Source organism: Winogradskyella helgolandensis (assembly GCF_013404085.1).
GTDB classification, from domain to species: domain Bacteria; phylum Bacteroidota; class Bacteroidia; order Flavobacteriales; family Flavobacteriaceae; genus Winogradskyella; species Winogradskyella helgolandensis.
On record NZ_JABFHO010000001.1, the window covers coordinates 1,316,969 to 1,334,749 of the forward strand.

At 35.6% G+C, this 17,781-nt stretch carries 18 protein-coding genes; 3 read left to right on the forward strand and 15 right to left on the reverse strand.

What is annotated here, in order from left to right; genetic code table 11:
- Window positions 1-73: 73 nt before the first annotated feature.
- The 9 genes from HM992_RS05410 to HM992_RS05450 form a co-directional block, all read right to left on the reverse strand.
- Window positions 74-1,354 carry a DUF5686 family protein gene (locus HM992_RS05410; protein WP_179318981.1) on the reverse strand — a complete coding sequence of 427 codons (1,281 nt, stop codon included), beginning with the start codon at window positions 1,352-1,354 and terminating at the stop codon, window positions 74-76.
- Window positions 1,355-1,430: 76 nt separating this feature from the next.
- Window positions 1,431-1,985, reverse strand: coding sequence for a ribosome recycling factor (frr, locus tag HM992_RS05415; RefSeq protein WP_178986025.1), 555 nt, complete (start codon window positions 1,983-1,985; stop codon window positions 1,431-1,433).
- 45 nt (window positions 1,986-2,030) lie between these two features.
- A complete protein-coding gene (gene pyrH / locus HM992_RS05420) occupies window positions 2,031-2,738 on the reverse strand; it encodes a UMP kinase (protein WP_178986024.1) in 708 nt (235 codons plus the stop codon).
- Between the two features lie 232 nt (window positions 2,739-2,970).
- Window positions 2,971-3,945: a translation elongation factor Ts gene (gene tsf, locus HM992_RS05425; RefSeq protein ID WP_179318982.1), complete on the reverse strand. Its 975-nt coding sequence runs from the start codon at window positions 3,943-3,945 to the stop codon at window positions 2,971-2,973.
- Window positions 3,946-4,029: 84 nt separating this feature from the next.
- Window positions 4,030-4,818, reverse strand: coding sequence for a 30S ribosomal protein S2 (gene rpsB / locus HM992_RS05430; protein ID WP_178986022.1), 789 nt, complete (start codon window positions 4,816-4,818; stop codon window positions 4,030-4,032).
- Window positions 4,819-5,035: 217 nt separating this feature from the next.
- Entirely contained in the window at window positions 5,036-5,422 is a 387-nt protein-coding gene (gene rpsI / locus HM992_RS05435) for a 30S ribosomal protein S9 (protein ID WP_020894710.1), read from the reverse strand.
- Window positions 5,423-5,878, reverse strand: a complete 456-nt coding sequence (gene rplM / locus HM992_RS05440) for a 50S ribosomal protein L13 (RefSeq protein WP_178986021.1) — start codon at window positions 5,876-5,878, stop codon at window positions 5,423-5,425. It abuts the gene before it with no gap.
- 159 nt (window positions 5,879-6,037) lie between these two features.
- Window positions 6,038-7,009, reverse strand: coding sequence for an L-threonylcarbamoyladenylate synthase (locus tag HM992_RS05445; RefSeq protein ID WP_179318983.1), 972 nt, complete (start codon window positions 7,007-7,009; stop codon window positions 6,038-6,040).
- A 44-nt stretch (window positions 7,010-7,053) separates the two neighbouring features.
- Complete coding sequence (locus HM992_RS05450) at window positions 7,054-7,203, reverse strand: hypothetical protein (RefSeq protein ID WP_020894707.1); 150 nt, start codon at window positions 7,201-7,203, stop codon at window positions 7,054-7,056.
- A gap of 172 nt (window positions 7,204-7,375) precedes the next feature.
- On the opposite strand from HM992_RS05450, the gene HM992_RS05455 reads away from it, so the two are divergent.
- The 3 genes from HM992_RS05455 (at window position 7,376) to HM992_RS19925 (ending at window position 9,805) form a co-directional block, all read left to right on the forward strand.
- The gene (locus HM992_RS05455) at window positions 7,376-9,007 is read left to right on the forward strand and encodes an ABC-F family ATP-binding cassette domain-containing protein (protein WP_179318984.1); all 1,632 of its coding nucleotides are present in this window, start codon (window positions 7,376-7,378) and stop codon (window positions 9,005-9,007) included.
- Between the two features lie 318 nt (window positions 9,008-9,325).
- A complete protein-coding gene (locus HM992_RS19920; protein WP_317167542.1) occupies window positions 9,326-9,556 on the forward strand; it encodes a hypothetical protein in 231 nt (76 codons plus the stop codon).
- A gap of 18 nt (window positions 9,557-9,574) precedes the next feature.
- Complete coding sequence (locus tag HM992_RS19925) at window positions 9,575-9,805, forward strand: endonuclease domain-containing protein (RefSeq protein WP_317167543.1); 231 nt, start codon at window positions 9,575-9,577, stop codon at window positions 9,803-9,805.
- Window positions 9,806-10,003: 198 nt separating this feature from the next.
- Here HM992_RS19925 and HM992_RS05465 read toward each other — a convergent pair whose 3' ends face one another.
- From HM992_RS05465 to HM992_RS05490, 6 genes are all read right to left on the reverse strand, one after another.
- Complete coding sequence (locus HM992_RS05465) at window positions 10,004-10,951, reverse strand: HaeIII family restriction endonuclease (RefSeq protein ID WP_179321037.1); 948 nt, start codon at window positions 10,949-10,951, stop codon at window positions 10,004-10,006.
- Window positions 10,952-11,047: 96 nt separating this feature from the next.
- On the reverse strand, window positions 11,048-11,554 hold the full coding sequence (locus HM992_RS05470; protein WP_179318985.1) for a hypothetical protein: 507 nt from the start codon (window positions 11,552-11,554) through the stop codon (window positions 11,048-11,050).
- Window positions 11,551-11,784 (reverse strand): hypothetical protein, encoded by a 234-nt coding sequence (locus HM992_RS05475; protein WP_179318986.1) that lies wholly within the window; start codon window positions 11,782-11,784, stop codon window positions 11,551-11,553. The genes HM992_RS05470 and HM992_RS05475 overlap by 4 nt, the downstream gene beginning before the upstream one ends.
- A 3-nt stretch (window positions 11,785-11,787) precedes the next feature.
- Window positions 11,788-12,108, reverse strand: a complete 321-nt coding sequence (locus tag HM992_RS05480; RefSeq protein ID WP_179318987.1) for a helix-turn-helix domain-containing protein — start codon at window positions 12,106-12,108, stop codon at window positions 11,788-11,790.
- 86 nt (window positions 12,109-12,194) lie between these two features.
- A complete protein-coding gene (gene polA, locus HM992_RS05485) occupies window positions 12,195-15,047 on the reverse strand; it encodes a DNA polymerase I (protein WP_179318988.1) in 2,853 nt (950 codons plus the stop codon).
- Window positions 15,048-15,226: 179 nt separating this feature from the next.
- Window positions 15,227-17,770 carry a T9SS type A sorting domain-containing protein gene (locus HM992_RS05490; RefSeq protein ID WP_179318989.1) on the reverse strand — a complete coding sequence of 848 codons (2,544 nt, stop codon included), beginning with the start codon at window positions 17,768-17,770 and terminating at the stop codon, window positions 15,227-15,229.
- Window positions 17,771-17,781 lie beyond the last annotated feature (11 nt).

Sequence of the window (17,781 nt, forward strand, 5' to 3'; positions counted from 1 at the left end):
CTGACAAAAATAAGCGGTAAAGGTAGAAAAAACCTAAGGATTTGTAGGTTAATTAACAGTAATATAATTTATGTTATAGTGAAATATTAAAGGTAAACTTAAAGGCCATGTTATCCTCTAATTTAGGTAAGTGATAACCACCATAACGATAGGCAAAACTAAGTCCAAAACCAAAGAGTAATTTATTGATTTCAAATCCAGATTCTGAATAGAGTTTATTGAGTGTATTAAATTGAATGCCTTGGTGTCTGCTTATGTTGCTCATATCTCCAATTGCATAACGCGATATTAATACCAATTGTGGTTTAAAACGATTCGTAATCTTAAAAGGTTTTAAGGTGTGTTTTAATTGTAATGTTGAAAATCGGTCGCTAAAAAACTCATTAAAATACATGGTTTCAAAACTATTTAAGCCAGCCACTGAAAAACGCTGTAAAATGGTTTCTTTTGTAATATTATTGGGATAGGCGTGATATAAGTGGGTAATTGGAGTGTTTCCGCCTGCAATTCCTGCCACGAGTGTAAGCCTTGTAATAGCGTCATTTTTATGTTGGAATTGTTGAATAGTTCTAAAATCTAGTTTTGAAAAACTGAAATCACTACCTAAAATAGATTTGAAAGCTTGCGTATATTGAAGCGTAAATTTTGGAAACCCGTCTTTAGCCTCTTCTAACTTACCATTTATGTTTGAGAACTCACTAAAAGGACTCCACTGTAAACTCACTTTAGAGGTGCTTAAATCATAACTAGAGTAGATGTCGTTATGGATTAAAAAGTTGTAATAGTAGGTTGGATCTATTTTTGAAATTGCGAATTGCGTTTCTGAAAGTAAGTGGTTAGAGAATTTATGCTGTAGTGATACTGATTTTGTAATGTGTCTGTGAAACAAATCAATATTTAGTAATCGCGGTTCAAAAAAGGTAAAAAAACGCTTATCAGTTAAAAATTTTGAACTTCCTGTTTCTTGTAAATCATCAATATAGGCAAGATTAATCCATGTATCTGAGGCTTCATTAACCCTAAAGCCACCACCAATTTTATATTTAAGTGCTTTATCCTTAAAACCATAAACCAAATATCCATCGATACGGTAACGTTCTGAAAATCGATCATTTGTTATACCTCCTAATCCACTTCGTATACCTTCGTACTGATTGAATTTAATAAGATACTTTAGATCGATATTAAAGTAATTAAAAGCCAGAAATCCGTTTCCAAAGTTTTTTAAGAATTCTGTTTTTTTAATGGAATCTTGCGCTGTTTTTGTAGAATCTTTTTTACTTAAACGGGCTTGCTGTGCATAGCTGTAAGATGCAAGCGTTAGAAGTAAAACGACAAACAGGTGCTTTCGCATTTAGAATATTTAAATTGTGATATTAAAAAAAACATCCCAAACGTGTTGGGATGTTATATTTTTGAAAGTGTTTGGATTACACTGTCATTATTTCTTTTTCTTTAATGTCTAAAGTTTCGTCAATTTTCTTAACGTAGGTATCGGTAAGTTTTTGAATATCTGCCTCAGCATTTTTTTGTAAATCTTCAGATACATCCGAATCTTTAATCTCGTGATTAGCATCTTTACGTGCGTTTCTAATCCCAATTTTGGCATCTTCAGCTTCTGATTTCGCCTGTTTTGCTAAATCGCGTCGACGCTCTTCAGTTAATGGTGGAACATTTATAATAATAAGATCACCATTGTTCATAGGATTAAAACCAAGATTAGCAATCATAATTCCACGTTCAATTTCCTGAAGCATATTTTTTTCCCATGGTTGAACTGTTATTGTTCTTCCGTCTGGTGTATTTACATTTGCTACTTGACTCAAAGGTGTTTGAGAGCCGTAATAATCTACCATTACGCTGCCTAACATTGCAGGACTAGCTTTACCAGCTCTAATATTTGTAAATTGCTTAGCTAAATGCTTTAATGCAGCATCCATAGCTTCTTTTGTAGTATCGATTATAAATTTAATGTCTTCGTCCATTGTGTTAACGTTTTAATTGAGAGTTATCAAAGTTTAAGCCAAAGTTTAAACATTGACTTCGGTTCCTATATTTTCTCCAGAAACTACTTTTAATAAGTTTCCTTTTTTATTCATATCAAAAACAATAATTGGCAATTCATTTTCTTGACTTAAAGTGAATGCAGTTGTATCCATTACCTTCAACCCTTTAAGCAATACATCTTTAAAAGAAATCTGATCAAACTTAACAGCTGTACTATCTTTTTCAGGATCTGCAGAATAAATTCCATCTACGCGTGTCCCTTTTAAGATCACATCTGCTTCTATTTCTATCGCACGTAATACGGCTGCAGAATCAGTTGTGAAATAGGGATTTCCTGTACCACCACCAAAAATTACAACACGACCTTTGTTTAAATGACTCATTGCTTTTCGTCTTATAAACGGTTCTGCAACTTCATTAATTTTGATAGCAGTCTGTAAACGTGTTTTAATACCAGCATCTTCTAGTGCATTTTGTAAGGCTAAACCGTTTATTACCGTTGCTAGCATTCCCATATGGTCTCCTTGTACACGATCCATACCATGCATGGCTCCAGCAACGCCTCTAAAAATGTTTCCACCACCAATAACTATAGCAACTTCTACACCTAATTCCGTTATTTCTTTAATATCCTTAGCGTATTCTGAAAGTCGTTCTGGATCTATACCATATTGACGATCTCCCATTAAGGCTTCTCCAGATAATTTGAGTAGTATTCTTTTGTATTTCATTAGATAATTTCTATTGTAATATTATGGTTTAAAGTGCTTCGATATTAAATATAAAATTTGATTTTTATACTTTATATGGATTCAATTCATTAGAGGTATTAAAAGTTGAGCAAAGCTACGTAATTATTAGCTTCTGTAAAAGTGAAAAAATTGCTAAAAAAAAAAGTCATTATCCAAAATATGGACAATGACTTTTAAAGCTATGTAGATTTCTGTTTTTGCAGAAACTTAATTATCCTACTGTAGCACGTTTGAAACCAGTTACAGCAACATCACCATAAGTAGCAACGTAAGCAGCAACAGTTTGCTTATCATCTTTGATAAACTTTTGATCTAATAAACATTGTTCTTGATCTAAAGTTGTGTTATCAGAAATAAAACGCTCCATTTTTCCTGGTAAAATTCTATCCCAAATTTGTTCTGGCTTACCTTCTGCTTTTAATTCTGCTTTTGCAGCTTCTTCAGCTTCAGCAATAACTTCAGGAGTTAATTGTGCCATTGAGATATAGCTAGGTACATTCTTTAAAGTTTTACCTAAACGTCCTAATTCAATATTATCTTTTTCAATTACAGCGATACGAGCTTCAGTTTCAGATGCAACAAATGCTTGGTCAAAATCTTTGTAAGATAATGACGTTGCTCCCATAGAAGCTACTTGCATTGCTACGTCTTTAACTAAAGTTTCAACGTTATCAACTTTAGCAGATAAACCTACTAAAGCAGCAATTTTATTAATGTGTACATATTGTCCAACGTAAGGTGCATCTAGTTTTTCAAAAGACGTGATGTCTAATTTTTCACCAATTACTCCAGTCTGCTCAACTAATTTCTCTGCAACTGTCATACCACCAAAATCAGCAGCTAAAAACGCTTCTTTTGAGTCGTGGTTTAAAGCGATATCAGCTAATTCATTAGCTAATGCTACGAAGTTTTCGTTTTTACCAACAAAATCAGTTTCACAACCTAATACAATGGCAACACCAGATGTGTTGTCTGCATTAATTTTTGCGATAGCAGCACCTTCAGAAGAATCTCTGTCAGCTCTTTTTTCTGCAACTTTTTGTCCTTTTTTACGTAAAACTTCAATGGCTTTATCAAAATCACCACTAGCTTCAACTAAAGCTTTTTTACAATCCATCATACCAGCACCAGTTGCTTGTCTAAGCTTGTTTACTTCTGCTGCAGTAATTTTTACAGTATTTTCCATATTTTTTTAATTTAAAAAAGTCGATTAATTATTTTTCTTACAAGAAAAGAATTAAACGACTTTTGAATATTTTCTAAATGTTATTTATTCTTCTTCTTCAGATGCAACCGCTTTTTCTGCTTTTTGAGCAGGCTTTGCTTTTGCTTCTCCTTTTTGAGCTTTACCTTCTTTATCTGAACGTTCAGCTTTTCTTTCGTTTAAACCATCAGCAATAGCAGATGTTACGATAGATAAGATTTTGTCAATAGATTTAGAAGCATCATCGTTTGAAGGGATTAAATAATCAACTTCACGTGGATCAGAGTTTGTATCTACCATTGCAAAAATTGGAATATTCAATTTTTGAGCTTCTTTGATGGCGATATGCTCACGCATAATATCTACAACAAAGATAGCACCTGGTAAACGTGTCATATCAGAAATAGAACCTAAATTCTTTTCTAATTTTGCACGTAGACGATCTACTTGTAAACGCTCTTTTTTAGATAAAGAGTTGAATGTACCATCTTTCTTCATTCTATCAATAGAAGCCATTTTTTTAACGGCTTTTCTGATTGTTACAAAGTTAGTTAACATTCCACCTGGCCAACGCTCTGTAATATAAGGCTGGTTTACAGCACCTGCTTTTTCAGCTACGATGTCTTTAGCTTGTTTTTTAGTAGCAACGAATAAGATTTTCTTTCCTGATGCTGCTATTTTAGCTAAAGCTTCAGAAGTTTCTTCGATTTTTGCTGCTGTTTTGTAAAGGTTGATAATATGGATACCGTTACGTTCCATATAAATGTAAGGAGCCATGTTTGGGTTCCACTTACGTGTAAGGTGACCGAAGTGTACACCTGCTTCAAGTAATTCTTTTACTTCTACTTTTTCCATTTTGTAATAGTTTACGTTCTGTTAAATTAGCAATGTTCCGTTGGGCTTTTAGCTATTAGCTATTGGCTGTTGGCTTCATTTAGATGCTAAACTTTTAGTCCTGAATTTATTTCAGGATCTGTTTAAATTGATTCCAAAGTATTTCAGAATCTTTTCAATAAAATAAAATAATTCAGAACTCGTAAAAACAAGTTCTGAATTAAGTGTTGATTGGATATTAACGTTTCGAGAATTGGAATTTCTTTCGGGCTTTTTTCTGTCCGAATTTCTTTCTTTCTACCATTCTTGGATCTCTCGTTAATAGACCTTCTGGCTTTAATACTAATCTGTTTTCAGGGTCTAACTCGCACATAACTCGAGAAAGGCCTAAACGTATTGCTTCTGCCTGGCCGGTGATACCACCTCCATATACGTTAACAGTAATATCAAAGTTGCCATCATTGTTAGTCAAGGCTAAAGGTTGGTTTACTTTATACTGCAATGTTGCAGTAGTAAAATAATCCGCCATGTCTTTTTTGTTCACTGTGATTTTGCCACTACCTTCGGCAACGTACACACGAGCAACAGCCGTCTTTCTACGGCCAATTTTGTGAATTACTTCCATTTAGTTAATTTCATTTAATGTCATTGTCTTAGGTTTTTGCGCTGCATGAGCATGCTCTGTACCTGAAACAACAGTTAGATTTCTAAAAAGGGTTGCTCCTAATTTGTTTTTAGGCAACATTCCTTTCACTGACTTTTCTACTAATCTGCTTGGGTCTTTCTCAAACAATTCAGTAGCCGTCAGACTTTTTTGTCCACCTGGATAACCTGTGTGACGGATGTAACTTTTTTCCGTCCATTTGTTTCCAGTTAAGTTGATTTTTTCTGCATTAACAACAACTACGTTGTCACCGCAATCAACGTGTGGCGTGAAATTAGGTTTGTGCTTACCTCTTAAAAGTATTGCTACTCTCGAAGCTAAGCGACCTAAAGTTTGTCCTTCAGCGTCAACTAAAACCCACTCCTTATTAACGGTAGCTTTGTTTGCTGAAACTGTTTTGTAGCTTAATGTATCCACACTAATTTGATTTATAATTGTGCCTTAAATGACACAATAGATTAAACATTTCTCTTCAAAAAAGAGTTTGCAAATTTACGATAAACTATTGATTTACCAAACCTTGATGGAAATATTTTTCTACTGAAAATCAGCGTGTTTAAAAAATGTCTTTTTTGTTTAGTGTTTTGTGGCTCTAGTGAGCCGATCGTTTATAGATTTTCCTAAGCCGTAATCTGGGAATTCTTCAGCAATAATAATATCAAGATGCATCTTATCTAACTGATGAAGCACATCATATAAATTTGAAGCCGATTCAACTAAATCACCAGATGTTGATAGTGCTATTTGAACCTCAATATTAGGATGATCAAGTTCAGACTGAAACGTTAATAGTCCAATACGTTTGTTTTTATGAAGATTTATTGCTTCTAAAATATTATCTGTTAAGACGGTTTTTGTTTTTGGGGCGTAGTGACGTTCTAACATGCCTGGTGCATCCGGAATAGCTTCCGTTTGACTTTTAACCGAATTTTTAATTTCAATCGTTCCAACTATGGCCTCAATATCTTCTAGTGATTTTGAACCGAGTCTATATATAATAGGTTCGTCATTTTCGAAACCAATAATAGTAGATTCAATACCGCTTGTGCACGCTCCACCATCTAAAACCATTTTAATAGCATCTTTAAAATAGGTTTCTACGTGTTGTGCTGTGGTTGGGCTAATGCTGCTAAATGGGTTTGCACTTGGTGCCGCTAAAGGAAATGGTAGTTGTCTTAATAATTCTAGAGTTGTAGGGTGATTTGGCACACGCACGGCAACGGTATCTTTTCCTCCTGTAATTAGATCAGGAATTATGCTTTTCTTCTTTAAGACTAAAGTTATTGGTCCTGGCCAAAAGGCTTCTGCTAATAATTGCGCTTTTGCAGGGATGTGTTCAACAATATTAGAAAGCTCGTTTATTGAAGGGATGTGAACAATAAGCGGATTAAAAAATGGTCGCTTCTTGGTTTCAAAAATAGCTTTTATAGCCTTTTCGCTATAGATATTTCCTGCTAAACCATAGACTGTTTCAGTTGGAATAGCAACAATATCTTCAGCTGTTAAGAGTTGAATCGCTTTTGATATGTCTTTTGAAATAATACTCATAATCTTAAAATCCGACTACAAAATTACTTCAAAAACTCATACGACTATGATTTAAGGCGCTTATTTTTCTTTTCCTGATTTTGTTGATAAAGTGCATAGCCTAATACGGCCATTTCCAAGCCTAAAATAGCTATTTTGGCTTTTTTACTTCTAGTGAGTGCACTTGTTAATCCTAATACTTTGGTGATAATCATGTGGGTTTATTTATTGTTAATGTAAAATCTTTTATAAAATTAAATGATTGTGAGTTGTGTACTTAACGTAATCACTATTAGAATTAACTGAAAAGCCTATTCATATTATTTTATGCACAATTAAAAATATTGACTTTCCATTTAGTAGTTTTGCAGCTTCAAAATTTTGATTATGATTTCAGTAGATAATTTGGCGGTAGAATTTAGTGGTCACACCCTTTTTAGTGATGTGTCGTTCACGATTAATCCGAATGACAAAATTGCCTTAATGGGTAAAAATGGTGCGGGAAAATCGACCATGATGAAAATTATCGCAGGTGTACAAAGTGCGACTCGTGGTAATGTGAGATGTCCAAAAGATGCTGTTATCGCTTATTTGCCTCAACATTTGTTAACGGAAGATAATACGACTGTGTTTGATGAAGCTTCTAAAGCTTTTAAACATGTTTATGAAATGCGTGACGAAATGGAAGGTCTCAACAAGCAATTGGAAACGCGAACCGATTACGAATCTGATGAGTACATGAAAATCATTGAGCGTGTCTCAGATTTAGGTGAGAAATATTACGCTTTGGAAGATGTGAACTATGATGCTGAAGTTGAAAAAGCACTAAAAGGTTTAGGATTTAAACAAGACGATTTTACAAGACAAACCAATGAGTTTTCTGGAGGTTACCGTATGCGAATAGAATTGGCTAAGATTTTATTGCAAAAGCCTGATTTAATTTTGTTAGATGAGCCAACGAATCATATTGATATCGAATCGGTCATTTGGTTAGAAGATTTTTTACTGAATAAAGCCAATGCTGTTGTTGTTATTTCTCACGATCGTGCATTTGTAGATAATATTACCAATAGAACGATTGAAGTGACTATGGGTCGTATTTACGATTATAAAGCTAATTATACCCATTATTTACAACTGCGTGAAGACCGACGTATTCATCAAGTAAAGGCCTACCAAGAACAACAGAAATTTATTGCAGACAATATGCAATTTATTGAGCGTTTTAAAGGGACGTATTCTAAAACCAACCAAGTAACCTCTCGTGAGCGCATGCTCGAAAAGTTAGACATTATTGAAATTGATGAGATTGATACGTCAGCTTTAAAATTACGTTTTCCGGCAACACAGCGTTCTGGTGATTATCCGGTGACGGTAAAGGATGTTTCTAAATCTTATGACGACCACGTGGTATTTAAAGATGCTAACATGTCTATTGCAAGAGGTGAGAAGGTCTGTTTTGTAGGTCGAAATGGAGAAGGGAAGTCCACGATGATTAAAGCTATTTTGGGAGAATTAGATGTGGAAGGGACTTGCTCTTTAGGTCATAATGTAAAGGTTGGGTATTTTGCCCAAAACCAAGCGGCTTTGTTAGATGAGAGCTTAACCATTTTTCAAACCGTTGATGATGTGGCACAAGGTGATGTACGAACGCAGATTAAAAGTATTTTGGGTGGTTTTATGTTTAGAGGAGATGATGTTGAAAAGAAAGTGAGCGTCTTATCAGGTGGTGAAAAAACCAGATTGGCGATGGTGAAACTCTTATTAGAACCTGTGAACTTATTAATTCTCGATGAGCCTACCAATCACTTAGATTTGAAATCGAAGGATGTTTTAAAAGAAGCTTTACAGAATTTTGATGGGACTTTAATTCTTGTGTCTCACGATAGGGATTTCTTACAAGGACTCTCAAATAAGGTGTTTGAGTTTAAAGAAAAACGCGTTGTTGAACATTTTGAAACGATTGATGATTTCTTAATTAGGAATCGTGTTGAGAGTTTGAAAGGATTGGATCTTTAATAATGGGCCTTATCGTCTATTTGAAGACGTATTAGAGCTTTTAAGTTACTCAAGTAGTTCATCATGATGAAGTGGTTAATGAGCCATTAGAGTTAAAGCTAATTGAGGAACCTTGCGAAGTGATAACTTTAGGTTAAATCCTTAGTGTTTATTTTAGGTTGTGACCTATTCGCGGTTGATACGGAGTACATACAGAGTACATACGGAGTACATACGGAGGAGCTATGGGTGAACCCTTGGTTTGTATTAAATTCAGTAGTTTAGTGACACCATCCCGTTGATAGTCTGATCTTTCTTTTTTACTTAAAGTTCCTTAGTATGGATTATCACTTTGAGGATTATTGCGTTGAAAGCATTGTTTTAACGAAACTACCGAGCGTGGATTTTTATGGGTTTAAAAAGACGCGTCATAAAGTCTGTAAAATGAAAAACAACATCATTCCATACAACCCAGAATTAAAAGCACTGGCTAGACAACTCCGGAAACATAGCACTTTGCCTGAAGTCTTGCTGTGGCAACATATAAAACAGCGTGCTTATGGTGTTTAGTTTCATAGACAAGTACCAATGCTAAATTATATTGTAGATTTTTATTGCCATGAAATAGGCTTAGCTATTGAAATTGATGGTGATAGTCATGAGCATCGTTTTTTATATGATACCAAACGGCAAAGTGCACTAGAGGCTTATGATGTTACCTTTTTAAGGTTTTCTAATGAGGAGGTTAAAAAGAATATGTTTAGTGTGTTGTTGGTTATAGAAGAGAAGGTTAGGGAATTGTTAGAAAAACACCCCTAAAGTCCCCTCAAGGGGACAATCCTAACCAACAAGCAAAAGTTTTAAAAATTAAAATTGATTTTACCATTACCCAATCTGATATCCTATGAATATTCTATTTTTCTCAATCAAATGTCCCCTTGAGGGGACTTTAGGGGTGTGAAAGAGAATTGGTATTTAAAACACTCTTGATTATTCTATAGTTTTAATATTTAGAATCTAGTTATTAATAAATATGTGATTCGTAAACAAGGTATGTGGTGCACTAACTAAATTAATGTCAAACTTCAAAGAGGGCTCAATTCTCGAGCTAGCATTATGAATTCTGAAAGAAATTTGCCAACCTTGGTTTAAAGAAACTAATAATGTTGTTGTTGAGTTTTCTTGATAAACAATTTCAATTAATCTAGATGGTAATTTCAATCTAGGAATTTTTGCCTTAGGTTTTATTTTTTCAAATGGTAAATTCAAAGTTCCATGTAAATTGTAAGCCTGGATCTCAACTTTTTTATTGCCTTTTATAACTTTATAAAAATCTTGATTTCCTATTAAATATTGTACTAAATTTTCCGCTACAATATTTGGATTTTCTTTATCTAAACGAAGTAGTTCTTTTCTGAAAGCGTCTAAAACTGGTAAATACACTACTTGATGCATATTTTTAATTGAAGTCCACTTTGTTAATTTGACTTTTGCTCTCAGATCTGAAAGCATATCAAATACAGAATTGATTTCGTGAAAGTAATTGTCGGAACATGAAACCCCTAACCACTTTTCACCAAAATTAATTTTATTTGATAACCTTGAATGTTTAACGGCTCTGTGGTTATTTTTTGCAGAGATTCCAATCTCCCACTTTTGTAAAGAAAGAATCATCAATACATCTCTCACATCTCCAGTTTGACCTGCTTGGTCACTAACTAATTCTAATACTAGAATATCGCCTTTATTAATGCCGTTTGACAATCTAGGTTCAATATCAATCAAGAAATTAATTGAGGCACTTGCTGTTAATCTAAAAGTATCCTGTTCTGGTTCACTGAAACTATCGAAAAAGCTTTTGGCAGTTTTGTAAGGATCGTTTTTTGTAATTGAAACACTTGTAATTGTTCTTAGGCGTTCATAAAATTCGAATAGTAGAGCATACTCAAAAGCTTTACCATTAATTGTTTAGAATTCGGGCGTGACTGCAAGGGTCGGGCTATTCGTTACAAGTCCTCGCTCGTACCTCGCTGTGGGCTTTCCTCTTCTATCCCTCACGCATTAGTAACCAATGAGTAAAATTCCGTTTAACGGAAGATGTAGTCTACTAGAAATGTATAAGGTTTCAAGAAAAGTATATATTTTTTTGAAATCGTCTCCACCTCGATAGTCGTTCCGTACAGCAATAACTAAGTATTGTACTTCAAACATCATGCAGGCTTGAAATATATCTTTTAAAAATTGATTATTATCAACCGCTCGTCCAGCTTCTACTTCGATGACAATTTTTCCGTCCTTACTGAGGGCGTCAGCATTAAAACTTTTATCTATTTCATTATTATTTCCAAAAAGAACTGGAACAGGGATTTTTTCATTTTTAGATTTCCCAGTTTCGACATCATAATCGATAGCTTCTAAATGTGGTCTTAACTTTTCAAGAACATCATTACTGTTTAGTTGAAGGTGGTCGGAACTAATATCGTTGTCCACAATTTTAAAACAATTGATAACAGCTTCTACATCTTTAGTGATGCCATGTGAGCGAGGAAAAAATTGGTATCTGATCATATTGATTCAAGAATTATTTCTTTTACTTTATTTTCGGATAAGTCAAAATTCTCTTTTTCTAAAAAGAAGAATATTGATTCATCAACAAATCGAGCTTCATTTGAAAAATAACTACCATCTGCATTCATTAAAGCATCATTAAGATCTGTAACACTGATAACCCTCTCTCCAAAGGGCATTTGTACTTTTCTAATTGGATACTCATGACCGTTAAATTGAACTACAGTCATACTTTATTGTGTTTGAAGTGATTTATTAAGTGTTCTTCGGTATTCTGCTTTTTTCTCTGCAATTTGAAGGAGTTGTTTAGTACAATTTGTTTCATAAATATGTTTTCCAATTTGGTCAGTCACATATTCATTTCGTAATTCTTTAGGGTTAAGCTTAAAGATTTTAGCAAGTATTAGTAAGCGTTTTTCGTCAAAATCTCTTTTTCCATTTTCGATTTTACTCAAATTTGCAGAGTCTAAGTTCAGTTTTGCAGCAAGTTGGGTTAACGTTAATTCGTTGTTATTTCGTAAAAGTCGGATGTATTCTCCAAAAGTGGTATTCATAAGACTTGTCATTTTTTGACAAATTTATGTTTTATTCTTTGAACATGCAATGAAGATTTACTAAAACTTATATTTTAGAATTACACCTAATGCGCCTCCAACCAATTCAGCCCAGTATCAACCTCAACATCTAAAGGCACATCCAATTTAAAAGCACCTTCCATTTCCGTTTTAATCAATGTGGTTAATTCTTCGAGTTCTGGTTTGTAGATGTCGAAGACCAATTCATCATGTACTTGTAAGAGCATCTTCGATTTATAATGCCCGGCTTCTAGCTTGTTGAAAATATTAATCATCGCTATTTTAATGATATCGGCAGCGCTTCCTTGTATGGGTGCGTTAACGGCATTTCGTTCTGCAGCACCTCTCACCACAGCGTTACGCGAGTTGATGTCTTTTAAATACCGACGCCGCCCTAAAACGGTTGAGACATAGCCATGATCTCTTGCAAAATCGACTTGCTTACTCATGTAGGCTTTTAATTTTGGATAGGTTTCGTAATAGGTGTCAATGAGTTCTTTGGCTTCACCACGCGATAAATCGGTTTGGTTACTTAAGCCAAAGGCAGACACTCCATAGATGATTCCGAAATTAACGGTTTTGGCATTGCTACGTTGTTCTCTGGTGACTTCAGCCAATGGCACACCAAATACTTTGGATGCGGTTGAGGCATGAATATCTTCGCCATTTTTAAAGGCTTCAATCATGGTTTCTTCTTCACTTAAGGCGGCAATAATTCGTAATTCTATTTGCGAATAATCGGCAGCGAGTAAGGTGTAGTCTTCGTTTCTTGGTACAAAGGCTTTTCGCACTTGGCGACCACGTTCGGTACGGATTGGGATGTTCTGTAAATTAGGATTGTTACTACTTAAACGCCCTGTTGCGGCAACGGTTTGCATGTAATCGGTATGTACTCTGTCTGTAGACGGTTCTACTTGTAAAGGCAAAGCATCTACATAAGTGCTCTTTAATTTTGAAAGGCCTCTAAAGTCTAAAATCTTCTGAATAATCTCATGGTCTTTTGCTAAATAGGATAAGATATCTTCACCGGTAGCATATTGTCCGGTTTTGGTTTTCTTTGGTTTATCTACCAATTTCATGTTTTCGAACAACACAATACCTAACTGTTTTGGAGAGGCGATGTTGAATTCCTCGCCTGCAGCTGCGTAAATTTCTTGTTCAAGCGTTGCAATGTCGTTATTCAAATCTTCGGAGAGGGAATTTAGAAATGCTTTATCGAGATTAATCCCTTCTAATTCCATAGCTGCTAAGACACGTAGTAGTGGAATTTCTATCTCATCGAATAATTTTTGGGTGTTGGCTTCGCCTAATTCGGTGGTGAAATGTTCTTTTAGTTGTAAGGTGATATCTGCATCTTCTACGGCGTATTCGGTGAGCTTTTCTAAGGGCACATCGCGCATAGACAACTGATTCTTTCCTTTTTTACCAATGAGTTCTGTGATAGAAATAGGTGTGTAGTTTAAATACGTTTCAGCTAAGACATCCATATTGTGACGCATGTCTGCATTAATTAAATAATGCGCTAACATGGTATCGAATAATTTACCTTTTACCTCAACATTGTATTTGGCTAATACTTTGATGTCGTATTTTAAATTCTGACCTATTTTTTCGATGGTTTCGCTTTCAAAAAATGGTCTAAACGTTTCTATGAGTTCTTGTGCTTCCGTTTTATCTTCTGGAAATGGCACATAAAAGCCTTTACCGACTTCCCATGAAAAGGCAATACCAACGAGTTCTGCGGTTAATGGATTTAGTCCTGTAGTTTCGGTATCGAAACACACTGAGGTTTGGCTCATTAGATTATTGACAAATAGTTTGGTGGCCATACCAGATGCGACGCTTTGGTAAAAATGTGAATAGGTTGCGGCTGTTTTTCTGGTGTTTGCTGAAACGGCTTCGGTTGCTGAAGGTTCGCCACCTCCAAATAATGAGAATTGACCTGCTCCTGCTGATTTTTCTTCGGTTGGAGTCGTTTTAGGAGCTTCCTTTTTATCTGAAGTAGGAGTTGAAGTTCCAGCAGACTGCATAGCTTCAGCTGCAAAGGTTTTATTAAAATTATCAATTAAACGTCTAAATTCTAATTCTTGAAAAATTTCGGTGACTTTTGGAATATCTGGTTCTGACATTTCAAAATCTTCGGCATTAAACTCTACAGGGACATCGAGCATAATGGTGGCTAATTTTTTAGATAATAGACCGAGTTCTTGATTGGCTTCAATCTTCTCTTTCATTTTGCCTTTTAGCTCATGTGAATTCGCAAATAGGTTTTCCATGCTGCCGTAAGCCGCTAAAAATTTCTTAGCTGTTTTTTCACCCACACCAGGTAACCCTGGAATATTATCAGAAGCATCTCCCATCATTCCTAAAAAGTCAATGACTTGTAAAGGATCGGTAACTTCAAATTTCTTTTGTACTTCTGGAATGCCCCAAGTTTCGTATCCGCCTCCAAAAACTGGTCGGTACATAAATATGTTTTCTGAAACGAGCTGTGCAAAATCCTTATCTGGAGTCACCATAAAGGTTTTGTAGCCTTCTTTTTCGGCTTTTTTAGCCAGTGTTCCAATGACATCATCTGCTTCAAAACCTTCTTTGACCATGATTGGAATGTGCATGGCTTTTAAGATTTCGTAGATGTAAGGGACAGCTGTTTTGATGCCTTCTGGAGTTTCATCTCTGTTGGCTTTGTAAGCTTCGAACATTTCTACACGGTCTGCACTACCTCCTTTATCAAAACAAACGGCTAAATGATCTGGTCGTTCTCGTTTAATCACATCTAAAAGGGAATTCATAAAACCCATAATGGCTGAGGTATCTTCGCCTTTAGAATTGATTCTTGGGTTTTTTATAAAAGCGTAGTAGCCACGGAAAATAAGGGCATAGGCATCAACGAGAAATAGGCGTTTTTGATCTGACATAGTGAATTATATAAATGAAAATAATGCTCGACTCAACTCGAACAGACAATAGTTTCAAAATTACAAAACTTAAACCTTGATATGAAAGAATGATTTATTAAATAATAAACAAAAGAAAGCCGCTAGTTAAAGCGACTTTCTTGATTAAAATAAAAGTTGTTTCTATATGTTATGTTGCCTTATTCGATTACAATTCGTTTAGTGACTTGTCCTTCATTAGTTGAAACTTTAAGCATATATATTCCAGCGGCATACTTACTTACATCTACGTTTAATGCTTTTGTTGTTAATACTCTTTTTCCAAGCATGTTAAACAGTTCAATAGACGCTATGGATTGATTGTTTGCCATAGCAATATTGATTATTGTGTTTGCTGGATTTGGATACACCCTAATACTGTCTTCTAAGGTATTGACGTCTGTACTTAATGTTTCTTCAGTTTGAATGGTAAAACTTTTGTACGCATCATTATCTACATTTACTAAAGTTCTAAATACGCGAAGTTTATAGGTTGTTCCACTGGTTAAGCCTGTAATAGTGCCTTGGTCAGAAAAACAGTCTATTTGATTTCCGTTGCAAGCATCATAGAGTGCAAAATTATTCCAAGCTATGATTCCAGTAATGACTACGTTGTCGTCTGTAGGCATGGTGAAGCTGTACCAAACATCTGCGTAGTCTTCTGCTTCTGACTCTGAGCAGCCCACTTCGTTATTGATAGTGGCACCTGCAATACCGAAGTTTACAGTTGTTGGTGTGTCTGAAATGGTGATGGTTTCGGCCGTATCACAATCGTCATTCGTTATGATTTCAAAAGCTTGAATGGTGAAGGTTCTATAAGTATCATTGTCTGCATTTGCTAAAGTTCTAAAAAGACGCAATTTGTAATTGGTTGTTGCGGTTAGGTCTGTAAATAACTGATTGCCGGATCCACATTGTAATTGTGTACCTCCACAGGCGTCATATAAAGCAAAGTTGTTCCAACCAATAGTGCCATCGACGTAAAGATTTCCGTTAACAGGCATGGTGAAATCGTACCAGATATCAGCATAGTCGTTGGTGGTTTCAGCACAACCTATTTCATTGTTGATAGCAGCTCCTGCAATGTCAAAATTTACAATAGACTCCGATGTTATGACCGTAATGTTTTCTGCGGAAGCACAATCGTCATTAGAAACTGCTTCGAACGCTTGAATGGTGAACGTTTTATAATTGTCAATATCGGCATTTGCTAAAGTTCTAAAGACACGTAATTTGTAATTGGTTGTTGCGGTAAGGTCTGTAAATAACTGATTGTCGGATCCGCATTGTAATTGTGTACCGCCACAGGCGTCATATAAAGCAAAGTTGTTCCAACCAATGGTGCCATCGACGTAAAGGTTTCCGTTTACAGGCATGGTAAAATCGTACCAGATATCGGCATAGTCGTTGGTGGTTTCAGCACAGCCTATTTCATTATTAATAGCAGCTCCTGCAATGTCAAAATCTACAGTAGACGCTGTTGTTGTCACTGTAATGTTTTCTGAAGAAGCACAATCGTCATTAGAAACCGCTTCGAACGCTTGAATAGTGAAGGTTCTGTAACCGTTATTATCAGCATTTGCTAAAGTTCTAAATAGACGCAATTTGTAATTGGTTGTTGCGGTAAGATCTGTAAATAACTGATTGTCGGATCCGCATTGTAATTGTGTACCGCCACAGGCATCGTATAAGGCAAAGTTGTTCCAGCCAATGGTGCCATCGACGTAAAGATTTCCGTTTACAGGCATGGTAAGATCGTACCAGATATCGGCGTAATCGTTGGTGGTTTCAGCACAGCCTATTTCATTGTTGATAGCAGCACCAGCAATGTCAAAATCTATAGTAGACGCTTCTGTTGTCACTGCAATGTTTTCTGCGGAAGCACAATCGTCATTAGAAACCGCTTCGAACGCTTGAATGGTGAAGGTTCTGTAACCGTTATTATCTGCATTTGCTTCCGTTCTAAAAAGACGTAGTTTGTAATTGGTTGTTGCGGTAAGGTTTGTAAATAACTGATTGTCGGATCCGCATTGTAATTGTGTACCTCCACAGGTATCGTATAAAGCGAAATTGTTCCAGCCAATGGTGCCATCGACGTAAAGATTTCCGTTTACCGGCATGGTAAAATCGTACCAGATATCGGCGTAATTATTTGTGGTTTCAGCACAGCCTATTTCATTATTAATAGCAGCACCACCAATGTCAAAATTAACAGTAGATACTTCTGTTGTCACTGCAATGTTTTCCGCAGAAGCACAATCGTCATTAGTAACTGCTTCGAACGCTTGAATGGTGAACGTTCTGTAACCGTTATTATCTGCATTTGCTTCCGTTCTAAAAAGACGCAATTTGTAATTGGTTGTTGCGGTTAGGTCTGTAAATAACTGATTGCCGGATCCACATTGTAATTGTGTACCTCCGCAGGTATCGTATAAAGCGAAATTGTTCCAGCCAATGGTGCCATCGACGTAAAGATTTCCGTTAACCGGCATGGTGATATTGTACCAGATATCGGCATAGTCGCTAGTGCTTTCGGCACAGCCTATTTCATTAGTAATAGTCGCTTCAGCAATTTCAAAATTAACAGTAGACGCTGTTGTTGTCACTGCAATGGTTTCTGCGGTAGCGCAATCGTCATTAGCTGGTTGTGCCAATGCAATTTGAGTTAACAAAACTGTAGTCAATAAAAAGTAAAGTTTTTTCATAATTGATGTGG

What these genes read in the sequence shown, in the direction of transcription:
- rpsI (WP_020894710.1), bottom strand. Translation starts at nt 5,422, where the DNA reads ATGGAAGTAATTCACAAAATTGGCCGTAGAAAGACGGCTGTTGCTCGT.
- HM992_RS05450 (WP_020894707.1), bottom strand. Translation starts at nt 7,203, where the DNA reads ATGATTATCACCAAAGTATTAGGATTAACAAGTGCACTCACTAGAAGT.
- HM992_RS05490 (WP_179318989.1), bottom strand. Translation starts at nt 17,770, where the DNA reads ATGAAAAAACTTTACTTTTTATTGACTACAGTTTTGTTAACTCAAATT.
- frr (WP_178986025.1), bottom strand. Translation starts at nt 1,985, where the DNA reads ATGGACGAAGACATTAAATTTATAATCGATACTACAAAAGAAGCTATG.
- rpsB (WP_178986022.1), bottom strand. Translation starts at nt 4,818, where the DNA reads ATGGAAAAAGTAGAAGTAAAAGAATTACTTGAAGCAGGTGTACACTTC.
- pyrH (WP_178986024.1), bottom strand. Translation starts at nt 2,738, where the DNA reads ATGAAATACAAAAGAATACTACTCAAATTATCTGGAGAAGCCTTAATG.
- polA (WP_179318988.1), bottom strand. Translation starts at nt 15,047, where the DNA reads ATGTCAGATCAAAAACGCCTATTTCTCGTTGATGCCTATGCCCTTATT.
- HM992_RS05410 (WP_179318981.1), bottom strand. Translation starts at nt 1,354, where the DNA reads ATGCGAAAGCACCTGTTTGTCGTTTTACTTCTAACGCTTGCATCTTAC.
- tsf (WP_179318982.1), bottom strand. Translation starts at nt 3,945, where the DNA reads ATGGAAAATACTGTAAAAATTACTGCAGCAGAAGTAAACAAGCTTAGA.
- HM992_RS05470 (WP_179318985.1), bottom strand. Translation starts at nt 11,554, where the DNA reads ATGATCAGATACCAATTTTTTCCTCGCTCACATGGCATCACTAAAGAT.
- HM992_RS05445 (WP_179318983.1), bottom strand. Translation starts at nt 7,009, where the DNA reads ATGAGTATTATTTCAAAAGACATATCAAAAGCGATTCAACTCTTAACA.
- HM992_RS05455 (WP_179318984.1), top strand. Translation starts at nt 7,376, where the DNA reads ATGATTTCAGTAGATAATTTGGCGGTAGAATTTAGTGGTCACACCCTT.
- HM992_RS05480 (WP_179318987.1), bottom strand. Translation starts at nt 12,108, where the DNA reads ATGAATACCACTTTTGGAGAATACATCCGACTTTTACGAAATAACAAC.
- HM992_RS19925 (WP_317167543.1), top strand. Translation starts at nt 9,575, where the DNA reads ATGCTAAATTATATTGTAGATTTTTATTGCCATGAAATAGGCTTAGCT.
- HM992_RS19920 (WP_317167542.1), top strand. Translation starts at nt 9,326, where the DNA reads ATGGATTATCACTTTGAGGATTATTGCGTTGAAAGCATTGTTTTAACG.
- HM992_RS05475 (WP_179318986.1), bottom strand. Translation starts at nt 11,784, where the DNA reads ATGACTGTAGTTCAATTTAACGGTCATGAGTATCCAATTAGAAAAGTA.